Source organism: Variovorax sp. GW821-FHT09D04 (genome assembly GCF_059416405.1).
Map to the genome: position 1 here is coordinate 796,468 of NZ_JBWKPA010000001.1, position 21,456 is coordinate 817,923.

Sequence of the window (21,456 nt, forward strand, 5' to 3'; positions counted from 1 at the left end):
AAGAACGACCGGGCGCTGCTGGCTCAATAGCCGCCAACAACGACTTGACTTCCGTCAGCGCGTACTCGAGGCCGGCTCTGTTTTCAGGGTGCTGACAGTTCAATGCTCGCGGTGTGTCATTGAATCTTGTTGCGTATCGAGCCCGTCAGGCCATTGGGCGTCAGATTACGGTCCAGGCACTTCATGCTTTCCCCCGGATCAAAGCTGTTCACACAACGCATGTTCGATGAGGTCTTGTAGCAAGGCCGCCTATCGTCACACGCCTTATCGAAACCGGTGAGTGCCTGCAGCATGCTTTTAACTGGGCGGGTCGTGTACTGGGACATATAGGTCTCTGCAGCGTAGGAGCCAAATCGTCCGAACTCGGAATTGCCCATCTGATAGATTGCTGGATTCCAGGAGGTGCTGCCGCTCAGCACCAGCACGATGTCAACTTGAGATTGCCCACAGTCCTGGCCTTGGGGGGATCGCTGCCGACAAGCGATGTAAGCCCCTTCGATGGCTGCAGCCGGGGTGTTGGCGCAGGCGCCGCCCCACCAAGCGCTGTGTATTTGGACCACGGCGCCCCATGCCGGACCGATGCACTCGCGGCCTGCGAGGAGTTTGTAGCTACCAGCGGTCATAGAGCGGTCCTTCGCCCGAGCAGTTTGTACCCGCGCCACCGCCTCTTGTCCGCTAAGGGCAGAAACCATGATTGGCGCATACTCTTCTTGTCCGGTTCCGGTTTCAACAACGAAATAGACGTTGCCGGGTTCCATGTCGGACGGCCAGATAGGGCGCGCGCCGCTACTGGCATTTGTCGCAGGGCTCCCGGCCTTGAGGCGGTTTCTGCTGTTATCCGGGGGCACGGAATTGGCCCCGCTCGCCTGAACCGTTGGGCGTTCAAGAGCATTCAAAGGGTCGCAGTTTCTGCCTCTGGCTCGCTTGCACTCTGCTGAAAGTTGGCGATACGAGTCTAGAAATTCTTTCTTGTGGGCCTCGGTGGCTTTTCCGCAGCCTCGGTTGGCGTATGCGTACAACTTCGCCGCACGCTCGGTGTTTACCTCCAGGGTATTCGGAAGGCTGTTCATTCCTTCCAAATCTTTCGCCATGACTTCGCAGCCGTGAGGCGACGCAATGGAAGTGTCACTTGAGGGGGATGCGTGACCCGGTGAGCCGACCCAAAGCAAGACTGCGAGCGCAAAGAGGTGATTGACCCTCATCCTTATCTCCTCCAACTAGGAATGGCCAAATCTAGTGGAAGGTCTTGCAGACCCAATACCCCATTTGTGGGAGCCCACGGAACCCGGTGGCGACGGATCGGCGCCCACGAAAAAGCCGCCCAGAGACGGTGAGCTCCGAACAAGGTGTCGCAGATCATCCTGTATGGGCGGTGGTAGCGGGCCGGGAGGGCGCCGTGGATATAGTCGTACTGAACAAGCACTCAGCAAGGCACCATGGATCTCTCGCTCCTCAGCTTCATCGTCGGCACAATCATCGCGCTCGTCGGTCTTTCGATACCTATTGCCGCCCTTGAGGAGAGCAAGCGCGACAACCTGGTTCGTTTCTGGAAGCGATGGATAAAGATCGTCTTTTTGATCGTGCTCGTCGTCAACTCCACCTTCGGCATTTGGCTGTTCTGGCACTCCACCACTGGACCTACACGTGGTGAAGTGCTGGTCCTGTTGATGCACATATTCAACTTGTTCGGAGTGCCGTTCATTCTGTTCATGACAGCGATGGACAACGTGCTCGACGTGCGGAATGCAAAGAGGAGCGAGCTGGAGGAGAAGGTCAGGAACCTCGAGCTTCAGGTCCAAGCATTGACCTCGTTCAAAGCACTCCCTTCTGCGGCGACAAGCGTCAGCAAGCCAATCTGATTCCGACATCGGATCGCAGATCAACGAGTGCCCATGAAAAAGCCGCCTCAAGGGCGGCTGTGCGAGATCAGCTTCGAGTTGTTCGACACCGGGCCCGTCGAGGCCTGAGCTACCCGCGCTGCCGCCACGGACCCGGGCAGCGAGACTTCCATGGGCCGGACGCCTTCAGGTGGAGCGTTTGGGCGCGGGCCGCGTGCTGACGCTCCACGAACTCCGCGGGCTCGAACTTCAGGATGACGTGGGCGATCTGTGCCATGTGCTTCGGGTCGACGTTGCGCGCGAGCGGATAGAGCTCGTAGCAGATCATGGTCAGCCAGTCGCCATCGACTGCGCCGTTGCACAGGTCATAGAACTCGTCCATGAACTCGTGCCACCAAGCCTCCTCATCGTCCAGGGTTTGGCCTGCAATCACGATGGGGCTAGCGGGCTTCCACATGGGCGCATGCTACTTCGCGACCCGCGGCGATGACGGCAAGCTCGTGTGGAGCTTCACGAGCCGCATCGACCCAAAGGCCGGGGTGAAGGTCTACTTCTTCGTCCAAGGCTTGGCCAACCGCCGTGCGGACGAGACGCGGTACTGTCTTGGGAACCTGGAATGAGCCCCATCATCTGGGCGATGCTGGTGCGTTGGTGGAAGTGGTGACGTTCATTTTCCTTACGCAACAAAAAATCGATGCGCGCCGTGCGCTTTTCGTTCGCGGCCGATCGACGCGGATGCAGAGCGTCGCTGAAAATCAATTCACCAGAACGTAGCCTATTGTGTTTTGGTACGAGTAACCAGCATTCAAACCCTCTTGATAGTCGGTTGTATCTAGGTGATCGTGATCTGCCGCTTTGTAAAATCGATACAAGGCGGTGAAGCCTGTGCGAGGCGTGGGAGAAATGAAGCCGAAAGGGCCATCGAGATTTACGCCTTCGCAATTGGAGTCGCCTGAAATAAAGTGATCGCCGTCACCGGTGACGCAGCGATATATCTGCACCATCGTTCCATCAAAATTGGTGGAGTGGATCTTGAATGCTGTTGCCTCGAAGTTGTACCCCGCACCAGCACCCTCTCCATATGTGGATGTTAGAAGATGGTCTTTGCCGTTGTAAAATCGGAATACAGGCATCGGCAGGCTACCACTTGAATATAGAGAATTTTGCGCTGCCATAACCTCATCCACAGTACCAATTGCTACATAGCAGGTGTAGGTGTGCTTTCCTGCGGAAATAGCACCTTCGCGAAAAACGCAATTAAACTTACTTGTCTCTCCCGGAAATCGAAAGCGTCCATAAAATCGGCCGCGCGTGAAGGGTGACGAGGCTGTGTGAGGGAGATCGAAAGAGGTAACGCCCATCGCGTGGCGTCCATCTTTTGTGGCAACTATCACGGGCCACGCCTGTTCGCCCATTTGTTCGGAGGGAGTGGATAACGTACTGGACAATGTGCGTTTGACGGGGTCGTAAATCCGAAACTCTGTAAAGTCCGGCGGCATATAGCCTGCTACAGCTTCGAAGGTGGCTTGTTGATGCGCTTCGGGCACATTGAATGAAGCCTCATAACGCACAACGTTTGGAATGCCTTGATGGCCAATCGACACTGATTTTTCAAATATATGGCCCGAGACGATTGTGGTATTTTGCGATACTGTGGCCCCACTATCAGCACACCCTTCATTGGGTGTCGTGTTTGGCGCTAACCAGAACGCCATGTTGGTGCTTGTTTGCAGCACGTTGTTCGGATTCGAGTAATTTATTGGCACGCTTGAACTGGTCAGTCCAACGCCATCTGCATCACGGCCAGCTTCAGTAGGATTGAAGCATTCCCCAAATCTATCGAAAGACGATGCTGATTGCAATTCGCGCCCATGATCCTTGGAGTTTATGTATTCTTTCCCGCGAAAAGTCACCGAATAAATTGCTCCTGCAAAGCGATCTGTTGATGCCGTAATGCGCAAGTTGGAGTTAAAAACGTTCTTCTGAATTGCTATGTCACTGGCCCAGACAGATTGGACTAAGCCCAATATCGAGAGTGCTAGGCAGAGTTTGATTTTCATGTGAAGGGTTTAGGTTACAAGCGCAATGCTTGGATCAGCGGGGAAGGCTGGAGTCCGCCGAGCGGCTTTCGTGAAGTGATGGAAGACCGCCATCGGCGTCAAAGCCAGCTCGCGGTCGATTGTTAAGACTGTGGGCGATGGCGTCCAGCTCATTTCTGGCTGTAGATGTCGATGCTGCCAAGAACTGCAGGCTCCCGGCTGGGAGCGCTCTTGGCTTTCGGGAGGACGGAGCTGACGAGCACCCAAGAAAAAGCCCGCACGAAGGCGGGCAAGGCGATCCCCGGAGGAGGGAGGATAGAGAGATGGGGATCGCGATATAAGTCTAACGCCTTAATGTTCGAGCGACGGGCGCTCATGAAAAAGGCCCGCGCAAGGCGGGCCGGGCCCTAGTTGAAAAGGCCGTGAGGCGCCACAGCAATGTGAGGGGCGAGAACCGCCAAGCATTCGGCAAGCTCCTCCCGTTCGAGCCAGTCCAAATTTCTGGGGTCCACTACTGCTGGCGCAGGTACTGTTTCTGCTAGTTCCACAGCGAGTGCGACGATCGATGGTTTCATGAAAATTCTCCGAGTAGTTGCGAAGTTTTCATGGTGGCGCGCGTCTTCTGACGAAAGTCAAGACGGGAATCGTGTGGGGCGCCCATGAAAAAGCCGCCTCGAGGGCGGCTGATATGGGTAGAACCGGGAAATTGGACAAAGGGCGATGCTTGAAAGTGCTTCCGCCGCGTCCTCCTAAGCCTTCCCGTTATCAAACCTCTTCATATTTTTCCCTCTTCAATTGGCTCCGGCGTTCCTGCTATGTTAAATGAAGGGATTGCCTTTAGCTGGTTTAACAGCCTGTCTTGCCATGCTTTGGTAGGGCCTTCAATCATTGGGCGGGTGTTTGCTATTTGATTTAAAAGAACTACCGCCATGTCAATCAATGCAGTTGTGGGCATTATTAATTCGCATGCAATTTGCCTGGTTTCTGGCTGATCTCCATTCGCGGGCATGACCATCGAATGTAGAATGACTCGACTATTTGGAACGCCAACCAGTATTTGACTCAAGCCTTCCACATAAATAGTCGGTGTCGAGGCGCTTTTAACAAAGCGCGGCGGTGTGGGGTTTGATTTTTCAGGCATCAAAGTTCCTCAATGCAGTACTGAAGTTGGCCCATCGTCTGATGGAAGATAATGCTTTCCGCTGCGATGGGGAAAACTTCCAGAAGTAGTGGAGGAGGGCTTGATACCTCGATAGTCACAGGAGCATAGGACTTGTCTTCGTCGTAGAAATCAATATTCTTTGCTTCCTCTTCAAAGCTCTCGACAATTCTTACTTCTGGATTCGGAATAAAGGTCTCGCTGAACATTGATGCAAACGAGATAAATTGAACCTTCAATCCAGTATCAAAGGCTTTCATTAAATCGAATAGGGTTCCAAGCGTGTACTTTCCATATGAAGGGTCCTCCAAACGAGAAACCCCAGTTTGGGTTGTGCCAATGCGCTTTGCCAATTCTCTTTGAGTCCAACCTCGCTGCAGACGTATGGCCTTTATTTGATGTGCCAACCCTGTAACAATCTCTGCTTCTGCGTATGCATGGCGCGCGGAAGGCCTAGCCCTCATTCGGAGGAAACTCTTCTCCATCGATTTGGAGAATAGCTGACGTGGCAACTCCGATTTGAACTTGGCGAGCCCTCTTCTCTGCTGTACTGAGTGCGTCATGAGGCGAATAGATTTTTTGCTTATGATTGCAAATCAGGGTGATAAGAAATGTGGAATCGTCGCGGAAGCAGCCAATTGCGCGAGTTGCACACCGATTGGCTTGATACCTCACCTCATAAAGAGGGTGGCCATGAAGCTTCTTGGCATGAGGTTCGTTCCAGTGAGATTTATCGCTAACTGCCAGATGAGCTACCGCACGACTGAAGGCCTGCTGCGCATAGTCGTCATAGCGATCGATAGTGGCTTGAACATCGTTCCGTCCAGTCGAAGAGACGTAGGTCTCGAAGCGCCATAGTAGCATAGCAAATTTGCGATGATCGAGAGGAGGGCGCTGAGCTTTCGCGCACCCGGCTGATGTCGTTGAGCGTGGGCTGATAGGAGGGGGGAAACAACGAGTAACAAGGCTAACAGGGAATCCGCTTCATACCCTGACTGGGCCGCTGCCGAGGGGGCCGGGCTCGATCCTTCTAAGTGCTGACGAGAACCGTTCCATACCGCGCCGCCACGATAGCCCGTCCAACAGCCACGCACGGGTTCGGCCCTTCCTTCCACGGGCCACGGCCTTCCAGCAGTCGGCTGCTAGGCCCTTCAGGGAGCTGGCCGTCGAATCCCTTCCAAAATTACGCAGCCTTGAAAGCCAGGATCTTTGCCCCTTGGCGCAGCTCGTCGAGATGGTCGGCCCATAGCTGCATCATCTTGCGGCGCTTGACCACGAACTCTGCGCGATCGTAGGCGGCGCCGAGCGGGCCGCTCTTTCCGTGCGCGAGCTGCGCCTCGATGACCTCGGGCTCGACGTCCATCTGCTCGACCATGATCGTGCGCGCCATCGCTCGGAAGCCGTGGGCTGTCATCTCGGTGTTGTCGAAGCCCATTCGGCGCAGCGCTGTGTTCACGGTGTTGTCGCTCATCGGCCGCTCGCCGGTTAGCAGACTTGGGAACACGTACTGGCCGTGACCCGTGAGTGGCTTGAGGTCGACAAGGACGTCGACGGCCTGCTGTGGCAGCGGCACCAGGTGCGGGCGCCCGTTGATCTTTGCGGTCTTCGTGCGCTTCATGTCCGCTGCCGGGATGGTCCATAGCGCCTTCTCGAGGTCGAGGTCCGACCAGCGCATTTGCCGGATGTTGCCGGGCCGCTGAAAGAGCAGGGCGGAGAGGTGCAGTGCCGCGCGCGTCGCAGGTTGGCCAGCGTATGCGGCGATTGCGCGCATCAGCTCGCCGGCCTTCACTGGCTCCAGCACCGCGGCCATGTGCTTGACCTGCACCGGTACGAGCGCGCCTTGCAGGTCGGGTGCTGGGTTGCTGGTGCATCGGCCGGTGGCGATGCCGTGGCGGAACACTTGGCCGGACCATTGGCGCAACGTGTGGGCAGTCTCATGCGCGCCGCGGGCCTCGATGCGGCGCAGAACCTGCAGCAGCATTGGCGCGGTGATGCTGGACAGCGGCAGGCTGCCAAGCCAGGGGAAGGCGTCCTTCTCCATGATGGAGAGCCAGCGCTCCGCGTACCGCGGGCTCCATGCCGAACTCTTGGTCTTGTGATACTCGCGCGCCACCGCCTCGAAGCTGGCGTCGGTGTCGACCTTGCGCTCGAGCTTCTCGAGTTGCCGGCGCTGCGCGGGGTCGATGCCTTGCTGTTGAATCTTGCGGGCGTCGTCGCGGCCGGTGCGCGCTGCCTTGAGCGTCACCTCGGGATAGCTGCCCAGTGCCAGGCGCTTTTCCTTGCCATCGAAGCGGTACTTCCAGAACCATCGCCTCGAGCCGCTGGGCTCGATCTGCAGATAGAGGCCTCCGGAGTCAGCGAGGCGCAGCCGCAGCTTGTCGGCAGGGCAGAGGGTCTTCTTGCAGGCGGTGTCGGTGAGCATGGGGGAACAATTTCGGCGACTGGGGCTGAAACTGTACCCGTTCCCCCGTTTGTTCCCCCAAATTGGAGGAATCTCAGCGGTTTTTCGTGGTTGCTCGTGAAGCAATGCCGCTGGTCTCTACAGAGGGGAAATGGCTGTTCGCGGCTCTTTGTGGGGGAACGTGAAGCCAAGAAATGGCCTGCCCGGAGGGGATCGAACCCCCGACAACCTGCTTAGAAGGCAGGTGCTCTATCCAACTGAGCTACGGGCAGATTCCGGTCGAGAAGCGAGGGCCGGAGCCTTCGGTCCTCGGGCCGCCGGCGAGGCGGCAACAGACCCGAAAAATCAACGGTCTGGACGCTTCTGCCTCTGACCGGGGAAGCGCGGATTCTACCTACATCCCTCCATGCACGACGCCTTCGGCGGCGGTCGTTGAGAGGGCGAAAGGGCGGGGCTGGCGCCGGAGGACACCCTGGCGGTCTCGGCGGCCTGCTTCGACACGAGCTGCTTCTTGCCGCAGGTGCTGCACCGGTAGAACCTGAGGGCCGGCAGCATCCTCATCCAGGTTCGCCGCTCGATGCGGCGAAGGCCGGCCAGGCCGCAGGAACATCGGAGAAACAGATTCAGCAGCATCACAGAAGAGTTCAAACCGGGAAGGTGTCGACACTCTTTCCCCGACGCTGCTTCGCGGTTTGCGCAACCGTGAAGCACCCGCGTTCGATTCTGTGGGGGCGCAGGGCATGCAGCGAAAGGGCTGCACGCGCAACAGATTGCTAAGGACGGCGTTTCGACCGTCCGATGCCTTTGTTGATCGCTGGGGCCGAAGGGGCGTCAGACGTTTTCCGAGCGGTACTTCCAGACCGCGTCGTTCACCGCGCGTTCGGACGCCAGTTGCTTCTTTCCGCAGGCGCTGCATTGGTAGAAGCGCAGGCTCGAGAAGAGTCGCATCCATGGCCGGCGCTCGATGCGTGCGAGATGCCTGAGGCCGCAAGAACAGCGGGAAAAGTAATTCAGCATCGGAAAAGGGTCCAGGGGTGAGGGTTCTGTTGCGACGTCCATCCCTGACTCAGCTCTTCGGCTTTGTAAACGCGATTTCGCTTACTTTGTAAACACGATCACGATTGGCTCGATTCTGCGTGAGCGCCGAGGGCCTCGCGGGTAGTTCCTTAAGAAAAAGGTTGTCTTGACGGTGTAACAACAAGGCAGCGGCGTTGCCTGATGTACGGAAAACCGTGGGTCGTGCTACGAAACGTCTAAAGGGCGGTGAGATTCGCGGCGATCGCGACCGGCCCGGAAAAGAAAAAAGCCTGCAACGACTTTCATCGTTGCAGGCTTTCACTTTTCTTTTGGTCGGGGCGAAAGGATTCGAACCTTCGACCCTCTGGTCCCAAACCAGATGCGCTACCAGGCTGCGCTACACCCCGCCAAGCCTTCCATTCTAGCCCGAATAAGGGGCTGCTCAGCGCTTCTCGTACTGTGTCTTGCCAAAAAGGATCTCGCGCGCCTTGTCATCGGTGATGGGGCGGCGCAGGTCGGCCAGCACTTTCACGCCGCGCTGCACGGCGGGGCGCGCGGCGATGCCGTCGAACCAGGCCTTCAGGTGCGGGTAGTCGGTGAGGGTGATGCCCTGGTTCTCCCAGCTGCGCAGCCACGGGAAGATGGCAATGTCGGCAATCGAATAGCTCGTGCCGGCGATGAACTTGTGCTTGGACAGCTGCCGGTCGATCACGCCGTACAGGCGCCGGGCCTCGTTGGTGTAGCGGTCGACGGCATAAGCGATCTTCTCGGGCGCGTAGATGCGAAAGTGGTGCGCCTGGCCGAGCATCGGACCGACGCCGCCCATCTGGAACATGAGCCACTGCAGCACGTCGTAGCGCTCGCGGTCGCCCGTGGGCAGGAACTTGCCGGTCTTGCCCGCGAGGTACACGAGGATGGCGCCCGATTCGAACAGCGAGATCGGCTGGCCGTCCGGTCCGTCGGGATCGGTGATGGCAGGGATCTTGTTGTTCGGGCTGATCTTCAGGAACTCGGGCGCGAACTGGTCGCCGGTGCCGATGTTCACCGGGTGCGCGTGGTACGGCAGGCCGCACTCCTCGAGCATGATGTGAATCTTGTGGCCGTTCGGCGTGGGCCAGGAATAGACCTCGATGGGTGATGCAGGCATGTCGCGGACTCCGGATTTGAGAGGGTTGTGACGGGAGAGCGGCAGCATATACACGCCCCTGCGGTCGCGTGCGGGTGCGGGCATTGGCCGCACGGCCGTTCGCTTACCCCACCTGCCGCTCGTGCGCGTTGCACCACATCCAATGCTCGCCGGGCTCGATCGACTGGATCACCGGATGCCCTTCGGCCCGCGCATGTTTCGTGGCGTGGCGGTTCTTCGACGAGTCGCAGCAGCCGACGTGGCCGCAGTGCACGCACAGGCGCAGGTGCACCCAGGTGTCGCCGGTCTTCAGGCAGTCTTCGCAGCCGCGGGGCGCGTACGGTTGGGCGAGGTCGGCGGGAACGTGTTCGCAAGCGTGGATGGGCATGGGTGTTTCAGGACAAGAAGGGTTCAGGCCACGGCCGAGGCCGACGACAGGTGCTGGTGAATGAGCGCCACCACCGCGGCGCCTTCGCCGATCGCGCCGCCCACGCGCTTGACCGAGCCCGAGCGCACATCGCCCACCGCGAACACGCCCGACACGCTCGATTCAAGCGCTGTGGCGGGGCGTGCCGGAAAGCCGCTGCTCGCGGCCGCGCCGGTCAGCACGAAGCCGTGCTTGTCGACCGACACGCCGCAGCCTTCGAGCCATGAGGTCTCGGGCTCCGCGCCGACGAACAGGAAGATGTTGCGCGCCGGGCAGTCATGCTCCTGGCCCGAGGTGTGGCAGCGCCACGTGGCGCCGGTCAGGCCTTCTTCGGGCGCACCGTGCAGCCGCACGAGTTCGGTGTGTGGTTGCAGCGAGATGTTGGGCGTGGCCTCGATGCGGTCGATGAGGTAGCGCGACATGCTGGCCGCCAGCGACGGCCCGCGCACCAGCACGTTGACCTTGGCCGCATGGCGCGACAGGAACACCGCCGCCTGACCGGCCGAGTTGCCGCCGCCCACCAGCGCCACTTCCTGCTGCGCGCAGATCTTGGCTTCGATGGCCGAGGCCCAGTACCAGATGCCGCGGCCTTCGAATTCGGCCAGGCGGGGCACGCCGGGGCGGCGGTAGCGCGCGCCGCTCGCGATGACCACCGTGCGCGCGCTGATCGTGCGGCCGTCGGTGAGCTTCAGAGCGAGGCTGTCCAGCGCGTTCTCGCGCGAGCAGTCGAGCGCCGCCACCTGCGCCGGGATCAGCATCTCGACGCCGAACTTCTGCGCCTGCACGAACGCGCGGCCCGCCAGGGCCTGCCCCGAGATGCCGGTCGGAAAGCCCAGGTAGTTCTCGATGCGCGCACTGGCGCCGGCCTGTCCGCCGAAGGCGCGGCAGTCGAGCACGATCACGCGCAGCCCTTCGGAGGCCGCATACACCGCGGTCGCGAGGCCCGCCGGCCCGGCGCCGACCACGGCCACGTCGTACAGATCGTCGCGCGCCGCGGTGTCGACCATGCCCAGGCAGCGCGCCAGGCCCTCGTCGCTCGGGTTGACCAGTACCGAGCCGTCGGGGCAGACGGCCAGTAATTTGTCGGGACCGTATTGGGCGAGCAGGGCGGCGGCATCGGGGTCGGCGGCGGCATCGACCAGGTGATAAGGGTGGCCGTTGCGGCGCAGGAAGTTCTCCAGCCGCGCCATCTCGGGCGCATCGGGCCGTCCGATCAGTACCGGCCCGGCCGCGCCCGATTCGATCAGCGCCACGCGCCGCAGGATCAGCGCGCGGGTGATGCGCTCGCCCAGATCGGCCTCGGCCACCAGCAGCGCGCGCAAGCGGTCCGGCGGCACGACCAGCGCCTCGACCTCTTCGTCGGCATGCCCGTCGACCAGGGCAGGGCGTCCGCTGAGCTGGCCGACCTCGGCGAGGAATTCGCCCGGCCCCTGGCGTGCGATCGGCACCACATGGCCCAGGCCGTCGCGCTGCGTGACGGCGACCACGCCCTTGAGCAGCACGAACATGCCGGCGCCGGTCTCGCCGGCGGTGAACAGGCGCTCGCCGCGCGCAAAGCGCTGCACGCTGCCGAAGCTGGCGATGCGTGCCATCTCGGCGTCACTGAGGACGGGGAAAGTCTGGTGCAGGCGGCTGTTGGCGCCTGGTGCGTCGGTGGCCATGGGGTCGAACTCCGTGTCGCGAATGCCCCGCATTAGACGCCGAAGCGGCGCCAAAGCGACGCTGACGCGCGTTGTAACAACGTCATGTGTCTGCCACGCCGCTGACATGCCGGTTTCATTGCGCGTGTCCAGACTCGGTCAGCAGAAAGGGATTTCCCATGAAAGAACTGCCGAACCCGACGTTTCCGCTCTCGCAGCTCGGACTGCGCGCAGCCTTGTGGCCCGCACCCGCTGCCGGAACCCCCGCCGTTGCTGCTGCTGCCGCCGCCACCGTCGCCGCACTGGCCACCCGCACGGCGGTGCCCGAGGCGCCGCTGGCCGTCATCGTGCCGCCGGTGGTCGAGGCCAAGCCGGGCATCACGGTGAGCTGGGCGCGTCATCAGGACGACGTGCGCGCCGCGCAACGCCTGCGTCACGACGTGTTCGTCGGCGAGATGGGCGCACGTCTGACCACGCCGCTGGCCGGCCACGACATCGACCTGTTCGACGACTTCTGCGAACACCTGCTGGTGCGCGACGAACTCACGGGCCAGGTCATCGGCACCTATCGCGTGCTGACCCCCGCGCAAGCGCGCCGTGTCGGCAGCACCTACAGCGACACCGAATTCGACCTGACCCGCCTGCGCGACCTGCGCGAGCGCATGGTCGAGCTGGGCCGCAGCTGCGTGCACGCCGAGCACCGCCAGGGCGGCGTGATCCTCGCGCTGTGGGGCGCGCTGGCCGGCTTCATGCACCGCAACAAGCTCGACACGATGATCGGCTGCGCGAGCATTCCGATGTCGCACAACGGCGTGACCAGCGGCGACGCGGCGGCCAGCATCTGGCGCCAGCTCTCGGCCAGCCACCTGGCGCCGATCCAGTACCAGGTGCAGCCGCGCCTGCCGCTGCCGGTCGAGCGGCTCGACAGCGCGCTCGACGTGGAACCGCCCGCGCTCATCAAGGGTTACCTGCGCCTGGGCGCCAAGGTGCTCGGCGCGCCGGCCTGGGACCCGGACTTCAACACCGCCGACCTGCCGATGCTGATGCGCATCGATGACCTGCCGGCGCGCTACCGCAAGCACTTCCTCGGCGCATGAAGCCGGCGGCCATCCGGCCCGACGCCGGGCCGCACGCTGCTTCGCCGTCGCCGAATGTGTCAGGTTTGCTCTCTGTGGGGCAGGGTGCGTCACGCGAATGTCATGGAACTGTCACGGACGAAGTTGACACTGTCATATTTCAGCCGTCGTGTTCTCCCGTGCCGCTTGCTCCAGAATCAGTGCCCATGCCCTCCCTCTCCGCTGACCCGTCGCGCGCCGGCGAAGCGCCTTCGTTCGCGTTGCTGGACCGCGACCACAGCATCCTCTCGTTCAACGAGCGCGTGCTCGACTGGGCCCACCGGCCCGAAGTGCCGCTGATCGAACGGCTGCGCTACCTGTGCATCGTGTCGTCGAACCTCGACGAGTTCTTCGAGGTCCGCGCCGCACCGCACCTGAGCGCGGGCAGCGCCGGCGATCGCAAGGGCACCTACACGGTCGAGTCTTTCGAACGCCTGTCCGAAGCGGCGCATGCCCTCGTGGCGCGCCAGTACGCGCTGTACAACGACGAGCTGATGCCGACCTTTGCCACGCACGGCATCCACATCGTGTCGCACGGCGAACGCAACCCGGCCCAGCGCAAGTGGGTCAGCGAGTATTTCGAGCGCGAAGTGCGCCCGCTGCTGATCCCCGTGGGGCTCGATCCGGCGCACCCGTTCCCGCAGGTGGCGAACAAGTCGCTGAACTTCATCGTGCGCCTGGGCGGCAAGGACGCTTTCGGCCGCGAGAACCCGATCCAGATCGTCAAGCTGCCGCGCGTGCTGCCGCGCCTGATCAAGATGCCGGCCAAGGTGTCGGACGGCAAGACGCTGTTCGTGGCGCTGTCGAGCGTGGTGCGCGCGCACCTGGCCAGCATGTTCCCGGGGCGCGAGGTGGGCGACTTCTCGCAGTTCCGCGTGACGCGCCACTCCGACCTCGCGGTCGACGAGGAAGACGTCAAGAACCTGCGCACCGCGCTGCGCCAGGGCCTGCAGCACCGCCACTACGGCCAGGCCGTGCGACTCGAGGTGTCGGCCAGCTGCGCCGAATCGCTCGCGAGCTTCCTGCTGGCGCAGTTCAACCTGCCGCCGCAGGCGCTGTACCGCGTGCACGGGCCGGTGAACCTGGCGCGGCTCACGCAGCTCATCGACCTGATCGGCGAGCCGCAGCTGCGCTTTCCTCCGTACGCGCCGTCGTTCCCCGTCACGCTGTCGCCCGCCCAGTCGTTCTTCGAGCGGCTGCAGCGCGGCGACGTGCTGATCCACCAGCCCTTCGAGAGCTTCGACGGCGTGCTCGCGTTCCTGCGCGAGTCGGTGCTCGACCCGCAGGTGCTCGCTATCAAGCAGACCATCTACCGCACCGGCGCCGACTCCGAGCTCATGGACCTGCTGCGTGAAGCCGTGCGCCGCGGCAAGGAAGTGACGGTGGTGGTCGAGCTGAAGGCGCGCTTCGACGAAGAGGCCAACATCAACTGGGCCGAGATGCTCGAGTCGATCGGCGCGCAGGTGGTGTACGGCGTGGTGGGCCTGAAAACCCACGCCAAGATGCTGCTGGTGACGCGCCGCGAGGGCAAGCAACTGCGCCGCTACGGCCACCTGTCCACCGGCAACTACAACCCGCGCACGGCGCGGCTGTACACCGACATCAGCCACCTCACGGCCGACCCGGCGCTCACGGCCGACATGGAGGCCGTGTTCGTCCACATGGCCAGCCAGAGCCGCCTGCCCAAGCTCAACCGCATGTGGCTCGCGCCCTTCGACCTGCACAAGAACCTGGTCGCGCGCATCGATGCGCTGGGGCAGGCCGCCGCCAGCGGCGAGCCCACGCGCATCGTCGCCAAGATGAACGCGTTGACCGACGAAGAGATCATCGGCGCGCTCATCCGCGCGGGGCAGAAGGGCGTGAAGATCGACCTCATCGTGCGCGGCGCCTGCACGCTGCCGGCGCAGGTGCCGGGGCTCACCGACAACGTGCGCGTGCGCTCGGTGATCGGTCGCTTCCTCGAGCATTCGCGCGTGTTCTATTTCCGCCATGGCGAGGACGAGTCGCTGTACCTGTCGAGCGCCGACTGGATGAACCGCAACATGATGCGGCGCATCGAGCTGGCCTGGCCCGTGACTGACCCCAACCTGCGCCAGCGCCTCATCGACGAGTGCCTGGTGGCTTACCTGCACGATGGGCGCGACGCCTGGGACCTGGGCGGCGACGGCATCTACCGGCGTGTCGACCATGACACCCACCCCGGCGAGGCGGGTGCGTCCCCCGCGATCGAAGCGCATGGCGCCCAGGCCGCCTTGATGGGCCGCTATGCATCACGAGGAAACCACCGTGATGCGTCCGGCAATTGAAATTGAAGAAGAAGTTCGAAAGACGATGAGCATGGACTTGATCTTCTGGCGTCACGCCGAAGCCGAGGACTGGACCGAAGGGTGTGACGACATGCAGCGCTCGCTCACCCCGCGCGGCGAAAAGCAGGCCAAGCGCATGGCCATCTGGCTCGACCGGCAGCTGCCCGACGGCACGCGCATCGTGTGCAGCCCGGCGCGCCGCTGCGAGCAGACCGCGCTCGCGCTGGGCCGCAAGTACAAGCTGCGCTCCGAGCTGTCGCCCGACACCACCCCCGACGCACTGCTGGCCGCCACGGGCTGGCCCAACGGCAAGTCGGTGGTGCTGGTGATCGGCCACCAGCCCTCGCTGGGCCAGGCCATCTCGATGCTGCTCGGCCTGAAGCAGGACAGCTGCCCGGTGCGCAAGGGCTCGCTGTGGTGGATCCGCACCCGCGAGCGCGACGGCGACGTGCAGACCGTCGTCGTGACGGTGCAGGCGCCCGAGCTTCTCTAGCTGCTACAGCGGTCCTCCGCGGCGAATACCCCTGCCTGGCGCTTGCGGACAGGCGCTTTGTCACGGTCGCGGGCAGAGGTGGCAGGGCGCTTGTCTCCCGGAAAAAGGGGCGAAGCACTCATGCGCGAGCGCGGCGTAATTTCTACAGTGTGACTCCACGGCAGCGTGCTTTTGACGCCGATGCGGGAAAGAAGCGGTGCCGGTCGACCACATCACTGGGGAAGACGCATGAAACCGCTCAACACACTGCCAGGAAGCTTCATGAACATGCTGCGTGCAGACGCGGACATGCGGTTGAAGGCGCTGATTTTTCTGCTTGTTGCCGCAGCCCTGCTGTCGGGGTGCGCGACGAACACCGCCGCGCCTGTGGCGCCGACCCGTCACGATGTCGCCCGGTCGATCGAGAAGGTCGAGCTCATCTACAACCAGGAAGACCAACTGATCGTCACGGATGGCGGCGGGTCGGGGCTGACGGGCTTCGCAGGGTTTCTGGGACCCCTCGCTGCACTGGTGGCCATCTCCGTCGATACCAACAGCCGACTGACGATGGCCGCCCGGACCGACCAGCGCAGCAAGGAGTTCACGGCCGCAGTGAAGAACAGCGGAGTGACCATGGGGCTGAACAGGCAGTTCGCAGAGCGACTGGCGGCGCGCCTGCGGGACAGTGGCCGCGAGGTGAAGCTGACGCCTTTCTTCCGCGCGACCGGAGAGCACGCGCAGATGCAGGTGCAGGAACTCCAGCCGACGCCCGGCTACAGCACATTGATCTTGCGGATCACGACGTCTTATGGCGCGGCCGATGCGACATCGAGCTTCAAGCCGTACGTCTGGGTGGAGCAGTTGCTCAGGGACGAGAAGCAGTCCGTCGTGGGCCAGACGTTGCAGGTCGCCGACGTGAGCGAGCCGACCTATCTCCTGTACGACGGCCTGCTCAAGGACACCGCAGGCGCTCGCGAAGGGTTGAAGCGCGGGCTCGACCAGATCGTGCAGCCGGCCTATGTCAGCCTGTTCGGGGAAGACGAGCCGCGCAAGGCCAGCGCTGCGGCAGTCACGCAGACGGCCGGCATCGACACGAAGTGAAACGGCTCAGGCGCCGCTGAGTTCCACGCGCCAGTTGCCGGTCTTTTGCCAGGCCAGCACTTCCTCGCGCAGGAGGTGCGCCGACTGCGGGTACATCTCGGCCCAGTCGGGCGCGCAGGCGATCGTGAAGGCCCTGGCGCCGAGTGCCGCGAGGTTCAGCGCCTGCGGCTCGGGATCGCGGCGCGCGTGGCACAGGATCACCGCCAGGCGCAGCGCCAGCAGCTGCATCACGAAGGTCTCGTCGTCCAGCGAGGCTTCGAGCTTGCGCAGCTTGCCGCGCTGGCCCAGCACCAGCTGGCCGAGGGCATGCAGTTCGTTCACTGCAAAGCCCGGCGCATCGGTGTTGTCGAGGATGTAGGCGCCGTGCTTGTGGTAGTCGCTGTGCGAGACCAGCGCGCCGATCTCGTGCAGCTGTGCGGCCCAGCCGAGCTTGCGCAGTGCGCGCCCGGCGCGGCTCGAGGTGCTGCCGCCGCGCGCGGCGGGGGCGAGCTGCACGAACAGCGCGGCGGCGGTGTCGCTCACGCGCTTGGCCTGCGCCGGGTCGACCGCGAAGCGGGTGGCGAGCCGCGCCACGGTGGCGCTGCGCATGTCGGCCACGCTCTCGTCGCGTTCGAGCAACTCGTAGAGCACGCCGTGGCGCAGGGCGCCCTGGGCGACCTTCATTTCCTGGATGTCGAGCAGGTCGAACACCGCGCGCAGCACGCTCAGGCCGCCGCCGATCACGGCCTTGCGGTCTTCGCGCATGCCGTCGATGCGCAGCTTGTCGATGCTGCCGGCCTTGAGCAGGCGGTCGAGCAGCCAGTCGAGGCCCTCGCGCGTGACCAGGCCAGCCTCGCCGCCGGCGGCAGCGAGCACGTCGCCCACCGCGCCGATGGTGCCGGAGGCGCCGTAGGCCACGTCCCACTGGTCGCGGGTGTAGCTGGAGAGCGCGTCGTCCAGCACGGCCTTGGCCGCGACTTCGGCGGCGCGGAAGGCGGGGGCGGTGAACTGGCCTTCGCCGAAATGCTTCATCGACCAGGCGACGCTGCCCACGCGGTACGACTCCATGCGCTCGGCCTCGAGGGCGTGGCCGATGATCATTTCGGTGGAGCGCCCGCCGATGTCGATGACGAGGCGGCGTTCCTGGTCGGAGGCGTCGGTGTGCGGCAGGTGGTGTGCCACGCCCTGGTAGATCAGGCGGGCTTCTTCCCGGCCCGGGATCACGTCGATGCCGAAGCCCAGGATGGTGCGCGCGCGCAACAGGAACTCTTCGCGGTTGCGCGCTTCGCGCAGGGTCTGGGTGGCCACGGCGCGCACCTGCGAGCGCTTGAAGCCGGCCAGCCGCTCCCCGAAGCGGGCGAGGGCGTCCCAGCCGCGCTGCATGGCTTCGGTCGTGAGGTTGCGGGCGCTGTCCAGGCCGTTGCCCTGGCGCACGGTTTCCTTGAGGTACTCGGTGCGGTGGATCTGTCCGTGGTCGACCTGGCCGATTTCCAGCCTGAAGCTGTTCGAGCCGAGATCGACCGCTGCGAGGCGGGTGCCGTTTTGCATGTTGTAGTGAAGAGGGCGGTTCTCTGATCGTAGCGCCGTGACAGCAGGCGCCGCCTCCCAAGTCACGTCACGGCGAGGGCTGGAGGTTAGGCGGGGTGAATGACGGTTGTGTGACAGCGTCACACACAACAGGGGTGGCGCAGCGGCATTTTCCCTCGACAGAAGGGGTGTCACATCGATGTCACAAAAGCTTTTTAGAGTCCGTTCGAGCCCCCAAAGGGACTACTTCTTACTTCTCAAGGAAGCTTTATGAAAACGACGTTCAAATTTGCAACCGCCGGCCTCGTGACCGCGCTGTTCTCCATTTCCGCCTTCGCACAAGACGTGACCGGCGCCGGCGCCAGCTTCCCCGCACCGCTGTACGCCAAGTGGGCTTCCGACTTCAACAAGGCCACCGGCGTCAAGATCAACTACCAGTCGGTCGGCTCGGGTGCCGGCCTCAAGCAGATCGAAGCCAAGACCGTCGATTTCGGCGCTTCGGACGCTCCCCTGAAGGACGACGAACTGCAAGCCAAGGGCCTGATGCAGTTCCCCACCGTCATCGGCGGCGTGATCCCCGTGGTGAACATCCCCGGCATCAAGCCGGGCGAGCTGAAGCTCAACGGCCAGGTGCTGGGCGACATCTACCTGGGCAAGATCACCAAGTGGAACGACCCCGCCATCAAGGCACTGAACGCGTCGCTGGCCCTGCCTGACGCCGCCATCGCCCCGGTTCGCCGCGCCGACGGTTCGGGCACCAGCTTCCTGTTCACCAACTACCTGAGCAAGGTCAACGCCGAGTGGAAGAGCAAGGTCGGCGAAGGCACGGCCGTGAACTGGCCCACCGGCGCGGGTGGCAAGGGCAACGAAGGCGTCGCCGCTTTCGTGAACCGCCTGCCCAACTCGATCGGCTACGTCGAGTACGCCTACGTCAAGCAGAACAAGATGACCTACGCCCAGCTGCAGAACGCCGCCGGCACGTTCGTCTCGCCCGACGACAGCGCCTTCAAGGCCGCCGCCGCCGGTGCCGACTGGAACAAGAGCTTCTACCAGGTGCTGACCAACCAGGCCGGTAAGGATTCGTGGCCCATCACCGGCGCCACCTTCATCCTGATGCACAAGGTGCAGGACAAGCCCGCCAGCGCCACCACCGTGCTGAAGTTCTTCGACTGGGCCTACAAGGGCGGCGACAAGACGGCCGACGAGCTGGACTACGTGCCGATGCCCGACGCCGTGAAGGCCACCATTGCCAAGGCATGGGGTGAAGTGAAGGACGCATCGGGCAAGCCGGTCGCGTTCAAGTAAGAAGCAACCCTTCATCCACCCTCCAGGACGGCGCGCCCATGAGCAACTCTTCGCTCCAGGACGCGCCGCTTTCGTCTTTGCCGGAGCGACCCGTGTCATCCACCCTCCCTGCTGCCGCCTCCCTCGACCTCGCGGCCGAGCGCGCGCGCACCTCCGCCGCTCCTCCGCCGCCCGTCAAGGCGGCACGTTCCGGCCCCATGGCCGACCGCCTCTTCGGCTGGGCCGCCAAGGGCGCCGCGCTGCTGACGCTCGCGATGCTGATCGGCATCCTGCTGTCGCTCGTCGCCGGCGCCTGGCCCGCCATTTCGAAGTACGGCCTCGGCTTCCTCACGAGCAGCGTGTGGGACCCGGTGAAGGACGAGTACGGCGGCCTCGTGATGATCTACGGCACGCTGGCCACCTCGTTCATCGCACTGGTGATCGCCGTGCCGGTGAGCTTCGGCATCGCGCTGTTCCTGACCGAACTCTCGCCCAACTGGCTCAAGCGCCCGCTGGGCACCGCCATCGAACTGCTGGCTGCCGTGCCGTCCATCGTGTACGGCATGTGGGGCCTGCTGGTCTTCGGCCCCATTCTTTCCACGTGGGTGCAGCAGCCGCTGCAAAAGCTGCTGGCCGGCGTGCCGTACCTCGGTGCCCTGGTGTCCGGCCCGCCCGTGGGCATCGGCATTTTGTCGGCCGGCATCATCCTGGCCATCATGATCATTCCGTTCATCGCCTCGGTGATGCGCGACGTGTTCGAAGTGACGCCCGCGCTGCTCAAGGAGTCGGCCTACGGCCTGGGCTCCACCACCTGGGAAGTCGTCTCCAAGGTCGTGCTGCCCTACACCAAGGCCGGCGTGATCGGCGGCATCATGCTCGGCCTGGGCCGCGCACTGGGCGAGACCATGGCCGTCACGTTCGTGATCGGCAACATGAACCAGCTCAACTCCCTGTCCGTGTTCGAGGCGGCCAACAGCATCACCTCGGCCCTGGCCAATGAATTCGCCGAAGCCGGCGCGGGCCTGCACCAGGCCGCGCTGATGTACCTCGGCCTCGTGCTGTTCTTCATCACCTTCGTCGTGCTGTCGCTCTCGAAGATGCTGCTGGCCCAGATGAAGAAGAGCGAAGGAACCAAGTCGTGAGCACCGCGCAAAACCTGATCAACGCCAAGACCCTGGCAGAGACGCGCCAGGCGAAGTTCGCCGCGCGCAATCGCGTCAACAAGATCGCGCTCACGCTGTCGCTCGCCGCGATGGCGTTCGGCGTGTTCTGGCTCGTGTGGATCCTCTGGGAAACGCTGCGCCAGGGCGTGGGCGGCCTGGCGCTCGCCACCTTCACCGAGATGACGCCGCCGCCGAACGAGGCGGGCGGCATCGCCAACGCCATCTTCGGTTCGTTCGTGATGGTGATGCTGGCGACCTTCGTGGGCACGCCCATCGGCATCATGGCCGGCATCTACCTGGCCGAGTACAACCCCAAGGGCCTGCTGGCCTCGATCACGCGCTTCGTCAACGACATCCTGCTGTCGGCGCCCTCGATCGTGATCGGCCTGTTCGTCTACGCCGTGGTGGTGGCCTACTTCAAGACCTTCTCGGGCCTGGCTGGCGCACTGTCGCTGGCGCTCATCGTGATTCCGGTGGTGATCCGCACCACCGAGAACATGCTGCAGCTGGTGCCGCCGGGCCTGCGCGAAGCGGCCTACGCTTTGGGCACGCCGAAGTGGAAGGTCATTCTGAGCATCACGCTGCGCGCCGCGCGCGCCGGTGTGGTCACAGGTGTGCTGCTGGCCGTGGCCCGCATCGCCGGCGAGACCGCGCCGCTGCTCTTCACCGCGCTGAACAACCAGTTCTGGACCGCCGACGTGAGCCAGCCGATGGCCAGCCTGCCGGTCACGATCTTCAAGTTCGCCATGAGCCCGTACGAGAACTGGCAACAACTGGCCTGGGCCGGTGTGTTCCTGATCACCGTCGCCGTGCTTGCCCTCAACATCCTGGCGCGCGTGCTGACGCGCAACAAACACTAAAT

The 21,456-nt window shown here is 63.2% G+C and carries 20 protein-coding genes and 2 tRNA genes; 8 read left to right on the forward strand and 14 right to left on the reverse strand.

Annotated features, from left to right (window positions below; translation table 11 throughout):
* Nucleotides 1-116 precede the first annotated feature (116 nt).
* Nucleotides 117-1,091, reverse strand: coding sequence for a hypothetical protein (locus AC07O4_RS03630; RefSeq protein WP_495303781.1), 975 nt, complete (start codon nt 1,089-1,091; stop codon nt 117-119).
* A gap of 345 nt (nt 1,092-1,436) precedes the next feature.
* Between AC07O4_RS03630 and AC07O4_RS03635 the strand changes: the two genes are divergently transcribed.
* Nucleotides 1,437-1,859, forward strand: coding sequence for a hypothetical protein (locus AC07O4_RS03635; RefSeq protein ID WP_492734768.1), 423 nt, complete (start codon nt 1,437-1,439; stop codon nt 1,857-1,859).
* Nucleotides 1,860-1,968: 109 nt separating this feature from the next.
* Here AC07O4_RS03635 and AC07O4_RS03640 read toward each other — a convergent pair whose 3' ends face one another.
* The 12 genes from AC07O4_RS03640 to AC07O4_RS03695 all read right to left on the reverse strand — a co-directional run bounded on the left by AC07O4_RS03640 (nt 1,969) and on the right by AC07O4_RS03695 (nt 11,668).
* Entirely contained in the window at nt 1,969-2,295 is a 327-nt protein-coding gene (locus AC07O4_RS03640) for a hypothetical protein (protein WP_495303782.1), read from the reverse strand.
* 298 nt (nt 2,296-2,593) lie between these two features.
* A complete protein-coding gene (locus AC07O4_RS03645) occupies nt 2,594-3,898 on the reverse strand; it encodes a hypothetical protein (RefSeq protein WP_495303783.1) in 1,305 nt (434 codons plus the stop codon).
* Nucleotides 3,899-4,652: 754 nt separating this feature from the next.
* The gene (locus tag AC07O4_RS03650; protein WP_495303784.1) at nt 4,653-5,018 is read right to left on the reverse strand and encodes a hypothetical protein; all 366 of its coding nucleotides are present in this window, start codon (nt 5,016-5,018) and stop codon (nt 4,653-4,655) included.
* The gene (locus AC07O4_RS03655; RefSeq protein WP_495303785.1) at nt 5,018-5,599 is read right to left on the reverse strand and encodes a helix-turn-helix domain-containing protein; all 582 of its coding nucleotides are present in this window, start codon (nt 5,597-5,599) and stop codon (nt 5,018-5,020) included. Before AC07O4_RS03655 ends, AC07O4_RS03650 begins: the two co-directional genes overlap by 1 nt.
* Complete coding sequence (locus tag AC07O4_RS03660) at nt 5,490-5,900, reverse strand: type II toxin-antitoxin system RelE/ParE family toxin (protein WP_495303786.1); 411 nt, start codon at nt 5,898-5,900, stop codon at nt 5,490-5,492. The genes AC07O4_RS03655 and AC07O4_RS03660 overlap by 110 nt, the downstream gene beginning before the upstream one ends.
* A 319-nt stretch (nt 5,901-6,219) precedes the next feature.
* Entirely contained in the window at nt 6,220-7,458 is a 1,239-nt protein-coding gene (locus tag AC07O4_RS03665) for a tyrosine-type recombinase/integrase (protein WP_495303787.1), read from the reverse strand.
* 174 nt (nt 7,459-7,632) lie between these two features.
* Nucleotides 7,633-7,709 (reverse strand) — tRNA-Arg (locus AC07O4_RS03670).
* Between the two features lie 559 nt (nt 7,710-8,268).
* Complete coding sequence (locus AC07O4_RS03675) at nt 8,269-8,454, reverse strand: hypothetical protein (protein WP_139140528.1); 186 nt, start codon at nt 8,452-8,454, stop codon at nt 8,269-8,271.
* 330 nt (nt 8,455-8,784) lie between these two features.
* Nucleotides 8,785-8,861: transfer RNA gene (locus AC07O4_RS03680), tRNA-Pro, on the reverse strand.
* 35 nt (nt 8,862-8,896) lie between these two features.
* On the reverse strand, nt 8,897-9,601 hold the full coding sequence (locus tag AC07O4_RS03685) for a glutathione binding-like protein (RefSeq protein WP_095745562.1): 705 nt from the start codon (nt 9,599-9,601) through the stop codon (nt 8,897-8,899).
* A gap of 103 nt (nt 9,602-9,704) precedes the next feature.
* Nucleotides 9,705-9,968, reverse strand: a complete 264-nt coding sequence (locus AC07O4_RS03690) for a UBP-type zinc finger domain-containing protein (protein ID WP_492727261.1) — start codon at nt 9,966-9,968, stop codon at nt 9,705-9,707.
* Between the two features lie 23 nt (nt 9,969-9,991).
* Entirely contained in the window at nt 9,992-11,668 is a 1,677-nt protein-coding gene (locus AC07O4_RS03695) for an FAD-dependent oxidoreductase (protein WP_495303788.1), read from the reverse strand.
* Nucleotides 11,669-11,826: 158 nt separating this feature from the next.
* On the opposite strand from AC07O4_RS03695, the gene AC07O4_RS03700 reads away from it, so the two are divergent.
* The 4 genes from AC07O4_RS03700 (at nt 11,827) to AC07O4_RS03715 (ending at nt 16,641) form a co-directional block, all read left to right on the forward strand.
* Complete coding sequence (locus AC07O4_RS03700) at nt 11,827-12,744, forward strand: GNAT family N-acetyltransferase (RefSeq protein WP_495303789.1); 918 nt, start codon at nt 11,827-11,829, stop codon at nt 12,742-12,744.
* A complete protein-coding gene (ppk1, locus tag AC07O4_RS03705; RefSeq protein ID WP_495303790.1) occupies nt 12,741-15,068 on the forward strand; it encodes a polyphosphate kinase 1 in 2,328 nt (775 codons plus the stop codon). Before AC07O4_RS03700 ends, ppk1 begins: the two co-directional genes overlap by 4 nt.
* A 31-nt stretch (nt 15,069-15,099) precedes the next feature.
* On the forward strand, nt 15,100-15,561 hold the full coding sequence (locus AC07O4_RS03710; RefSeq protein ID WP_492741559.1) for a SixA phosphatase family protein: 462 nt from the start codon (nt 15,100-15,102) through the stop codon (nt 15,559-15,561).
* Nucleotides 15,562-15,789: 228 nt separating this feature from the next.
* The gene (locus AC07O4_RS03715; protein ID WP_492741475.1) at nt 15,790-16,641 is read left to right on the forward strand and encodes a hypothetical protein; all 852 of its coding nucleotides are present in this window, start codon (nt 15,790-15,792) and stop codon (nt 16,639-16,641) included.
* 6 nt (nt 16,642-16,647) lie between these two features.
* Here AC07O4_RS03715 and AC07O4_RS03720 read toward each other — a convergent pair whose 3' ends face one another.
* The gene (locus AC07O4_RS03720; protein WP_095745557.1) at nt 16,648-18,168 is read right to left on the reverse strand and encodes a Ppx/GppA phosphatase family protein; all 1,521 of its coding nucleotides are present in this window, start codon (nt 18,166-18,168) and stop codon (nt 16,648-16,650) included.
* 249 nt (nt 18,169-18,417) lie between these two features.
* Between AC07O4_RS03720 and pstS the strand changes: the two genes are divergently transcribed.
* From pstS to pstA, 3 genes are read left to right on the forward strand one after another with little or no spacing between them, the layout of a single operon-like run.
* Nucleotides 18,418-19,452 carry a phosphate ABC transporter substrate-binding protein PstS gene (pstS, locus tag AC07O4_RS03725; RefSeq protein ID WP_062473144.1) on the forward strand — a complete coding sequence of 345 codons (1,035 nt, stop codon included), beginning with the start codon at nt 18,418-18,420 and terminating at the stop codon, nt 19,450-19,452.
* A 38-nt stretch (nt 19,453-19,490) separates the two neighbouring features.
* A complete protein-coding gene (gene pstC, locus AC07O4_RS03730; protein ID WP_307586803.1) occupies nt 19,491-20,573 on the forward strand; it encodes a phosphate ABC transporter permease subunit PstC in 1,083 nt (360 codons plus the stop codon).
* Nucleotides 20,570-21,454 carry a phosphate ABC transporter permease PstA gene (gene pstA / locus AC07O4_RS03735; RefSeq protein WP_095950235.1) on the forward strand — a complete coding sequence of 295 codons (885 nt, stop codon included), beginning with the start codon at nt 20,570-20,572 and terminating at the stop codon, nt 21,452-21,454. Before pstC ends, pstA begins: the two co-directional genes overlap by 4 nt.
* The last annotated feature ends 2 nt before the right edge of the window (nt 21,455-21,456 follow it).

Coding starts and splice junctions, on each gene's coding strand:
- AC07O4_RS03710 (WP_492741559.1), top strand. CDS start 15,100: ATGGACTTGATCTTCTGGCGTCACGCCGAAGCCGAGGACTGGACCGAA.
- AC07O4_RS03655 (WP_495303785.1), bottom strand. CDS start 5,599: ATGACGCACTCAGTACAGCAGAGAAGAGGGCTCGCCAAGTTCAAATCG.
- AC07O4_RS03665 (WP_495303787.1), bottom strand. CDS start 7,458: ATGCTCACCGACACCGCCTGCAAGAAGACCCTCTGCCCTGCCGACAAG.
- AC07O4_RS03645 (WP_495303783.1), bottom strand. CDS start 3,898: ATGAAAATCAAACTCTGCCTAGCACTCTCGATATTGGGCTTAGTCCAA.
- AC07O4_RS03675 (WP_139140528.1), bottom strand. CDS start 8,454: ATGCTGAATTACTTTTCCCGCTGTTCTTGCGGCCTCAGGCATCTCGCA.
- AC07O4_RS03700 (WP_495303789.1), top strand. CDS start 11,827: ATGAAAGAACTGCCGAACCCGACGTTTCCGCTCTCGCAGCTCGGACTG.
- AC07O4_RS03650 (WP_495303784.1), bottom strand. CDS start 5,018: ATGCCTGAAAAATCAAACCCCACACCGCCGCGCTTTGTTAAAAGCGCC.
- AC07O4_RS03695 (WP_495303788.1), bottom strand. CDS start 11,668: ATGGCCACCGACGCACCAGGCGCCAACAGCCGCCTGCACCAGACTTTC.
- AC07O4_RS03635 (WP_492734768.1), top strand. CDS start 1,437: ATGGATCTCTCGCTCCTCAGCTTCATCGTCGGCACAATCATCGCGCTC.
- ppk1 (WP_495303790.1), top strand. CDS start 12,741: ATGAAGCCGGCGGCCATCCGGCCCGACGCCGGGCCGCACGCTGCTTCG.
- pstS (WP_062473144.1), top strand. CDS start 18,418: ATGAAAACGACGTTCAAATTTGCAACCGCCGGCCTCGTGACCGCGCTG.
- AC07O4_RS03715 (WP_492741475.1), top strand. CDS start 15,790: ATGAAACCGCTCAACACACTGCCAGGAAGCTTCATGAACATGCTGCGT.
- AC07O4_RS03690 (WP_492727261.1), bottom strand. CDS start 9,968: ATGCCCATCCACGCTTGCGAACACGTTCCCGCCGACCTCGCCCAACCG.
- AC07O4_RS03640 (WP_495303782.1), bottom strand. CDS start 2,295: ATGTGGAAGCCCGCTAGCCCCATCGTGATTGCAGGCCAAACCCTGGAC.
- AC07O4_RS03685 (WP_095745562.1), bottom strand. CDS start 9,601: ATGCCTGCATCACCCATCGAGGTCTATTCCTGGCCCACGCCGAACGGC.
- AC07O4_RS03660 (WP_495303786.1), bottom strand. CDS start 5,900: ATGCTACTATGGCGCTTCGAGACCTACGTCTCTTCGACTGGACGGAAC.
- AC07O4_RS03720 (WP_095745557.1), bottom strand. CDS start 18,168: ATGCAAAACGGCACCCGCCTCGCAGCGGTCGATCTCGGCTCGAACAGC.
- AC07O4_RS03630 (WP_495303781.1), bottom strand. CDS start 1,091: ATGGCGAAAGATTTGGAAGGAATGAACAGCCTTCCGAATACCCTGGAG.
- pstC (WP_307586803.1), top strand. CDS start 19,491: ATGAGCAACTCTTCGCTCCAGGACGCGCCGCTTTCGTCTTTGCCGGAG.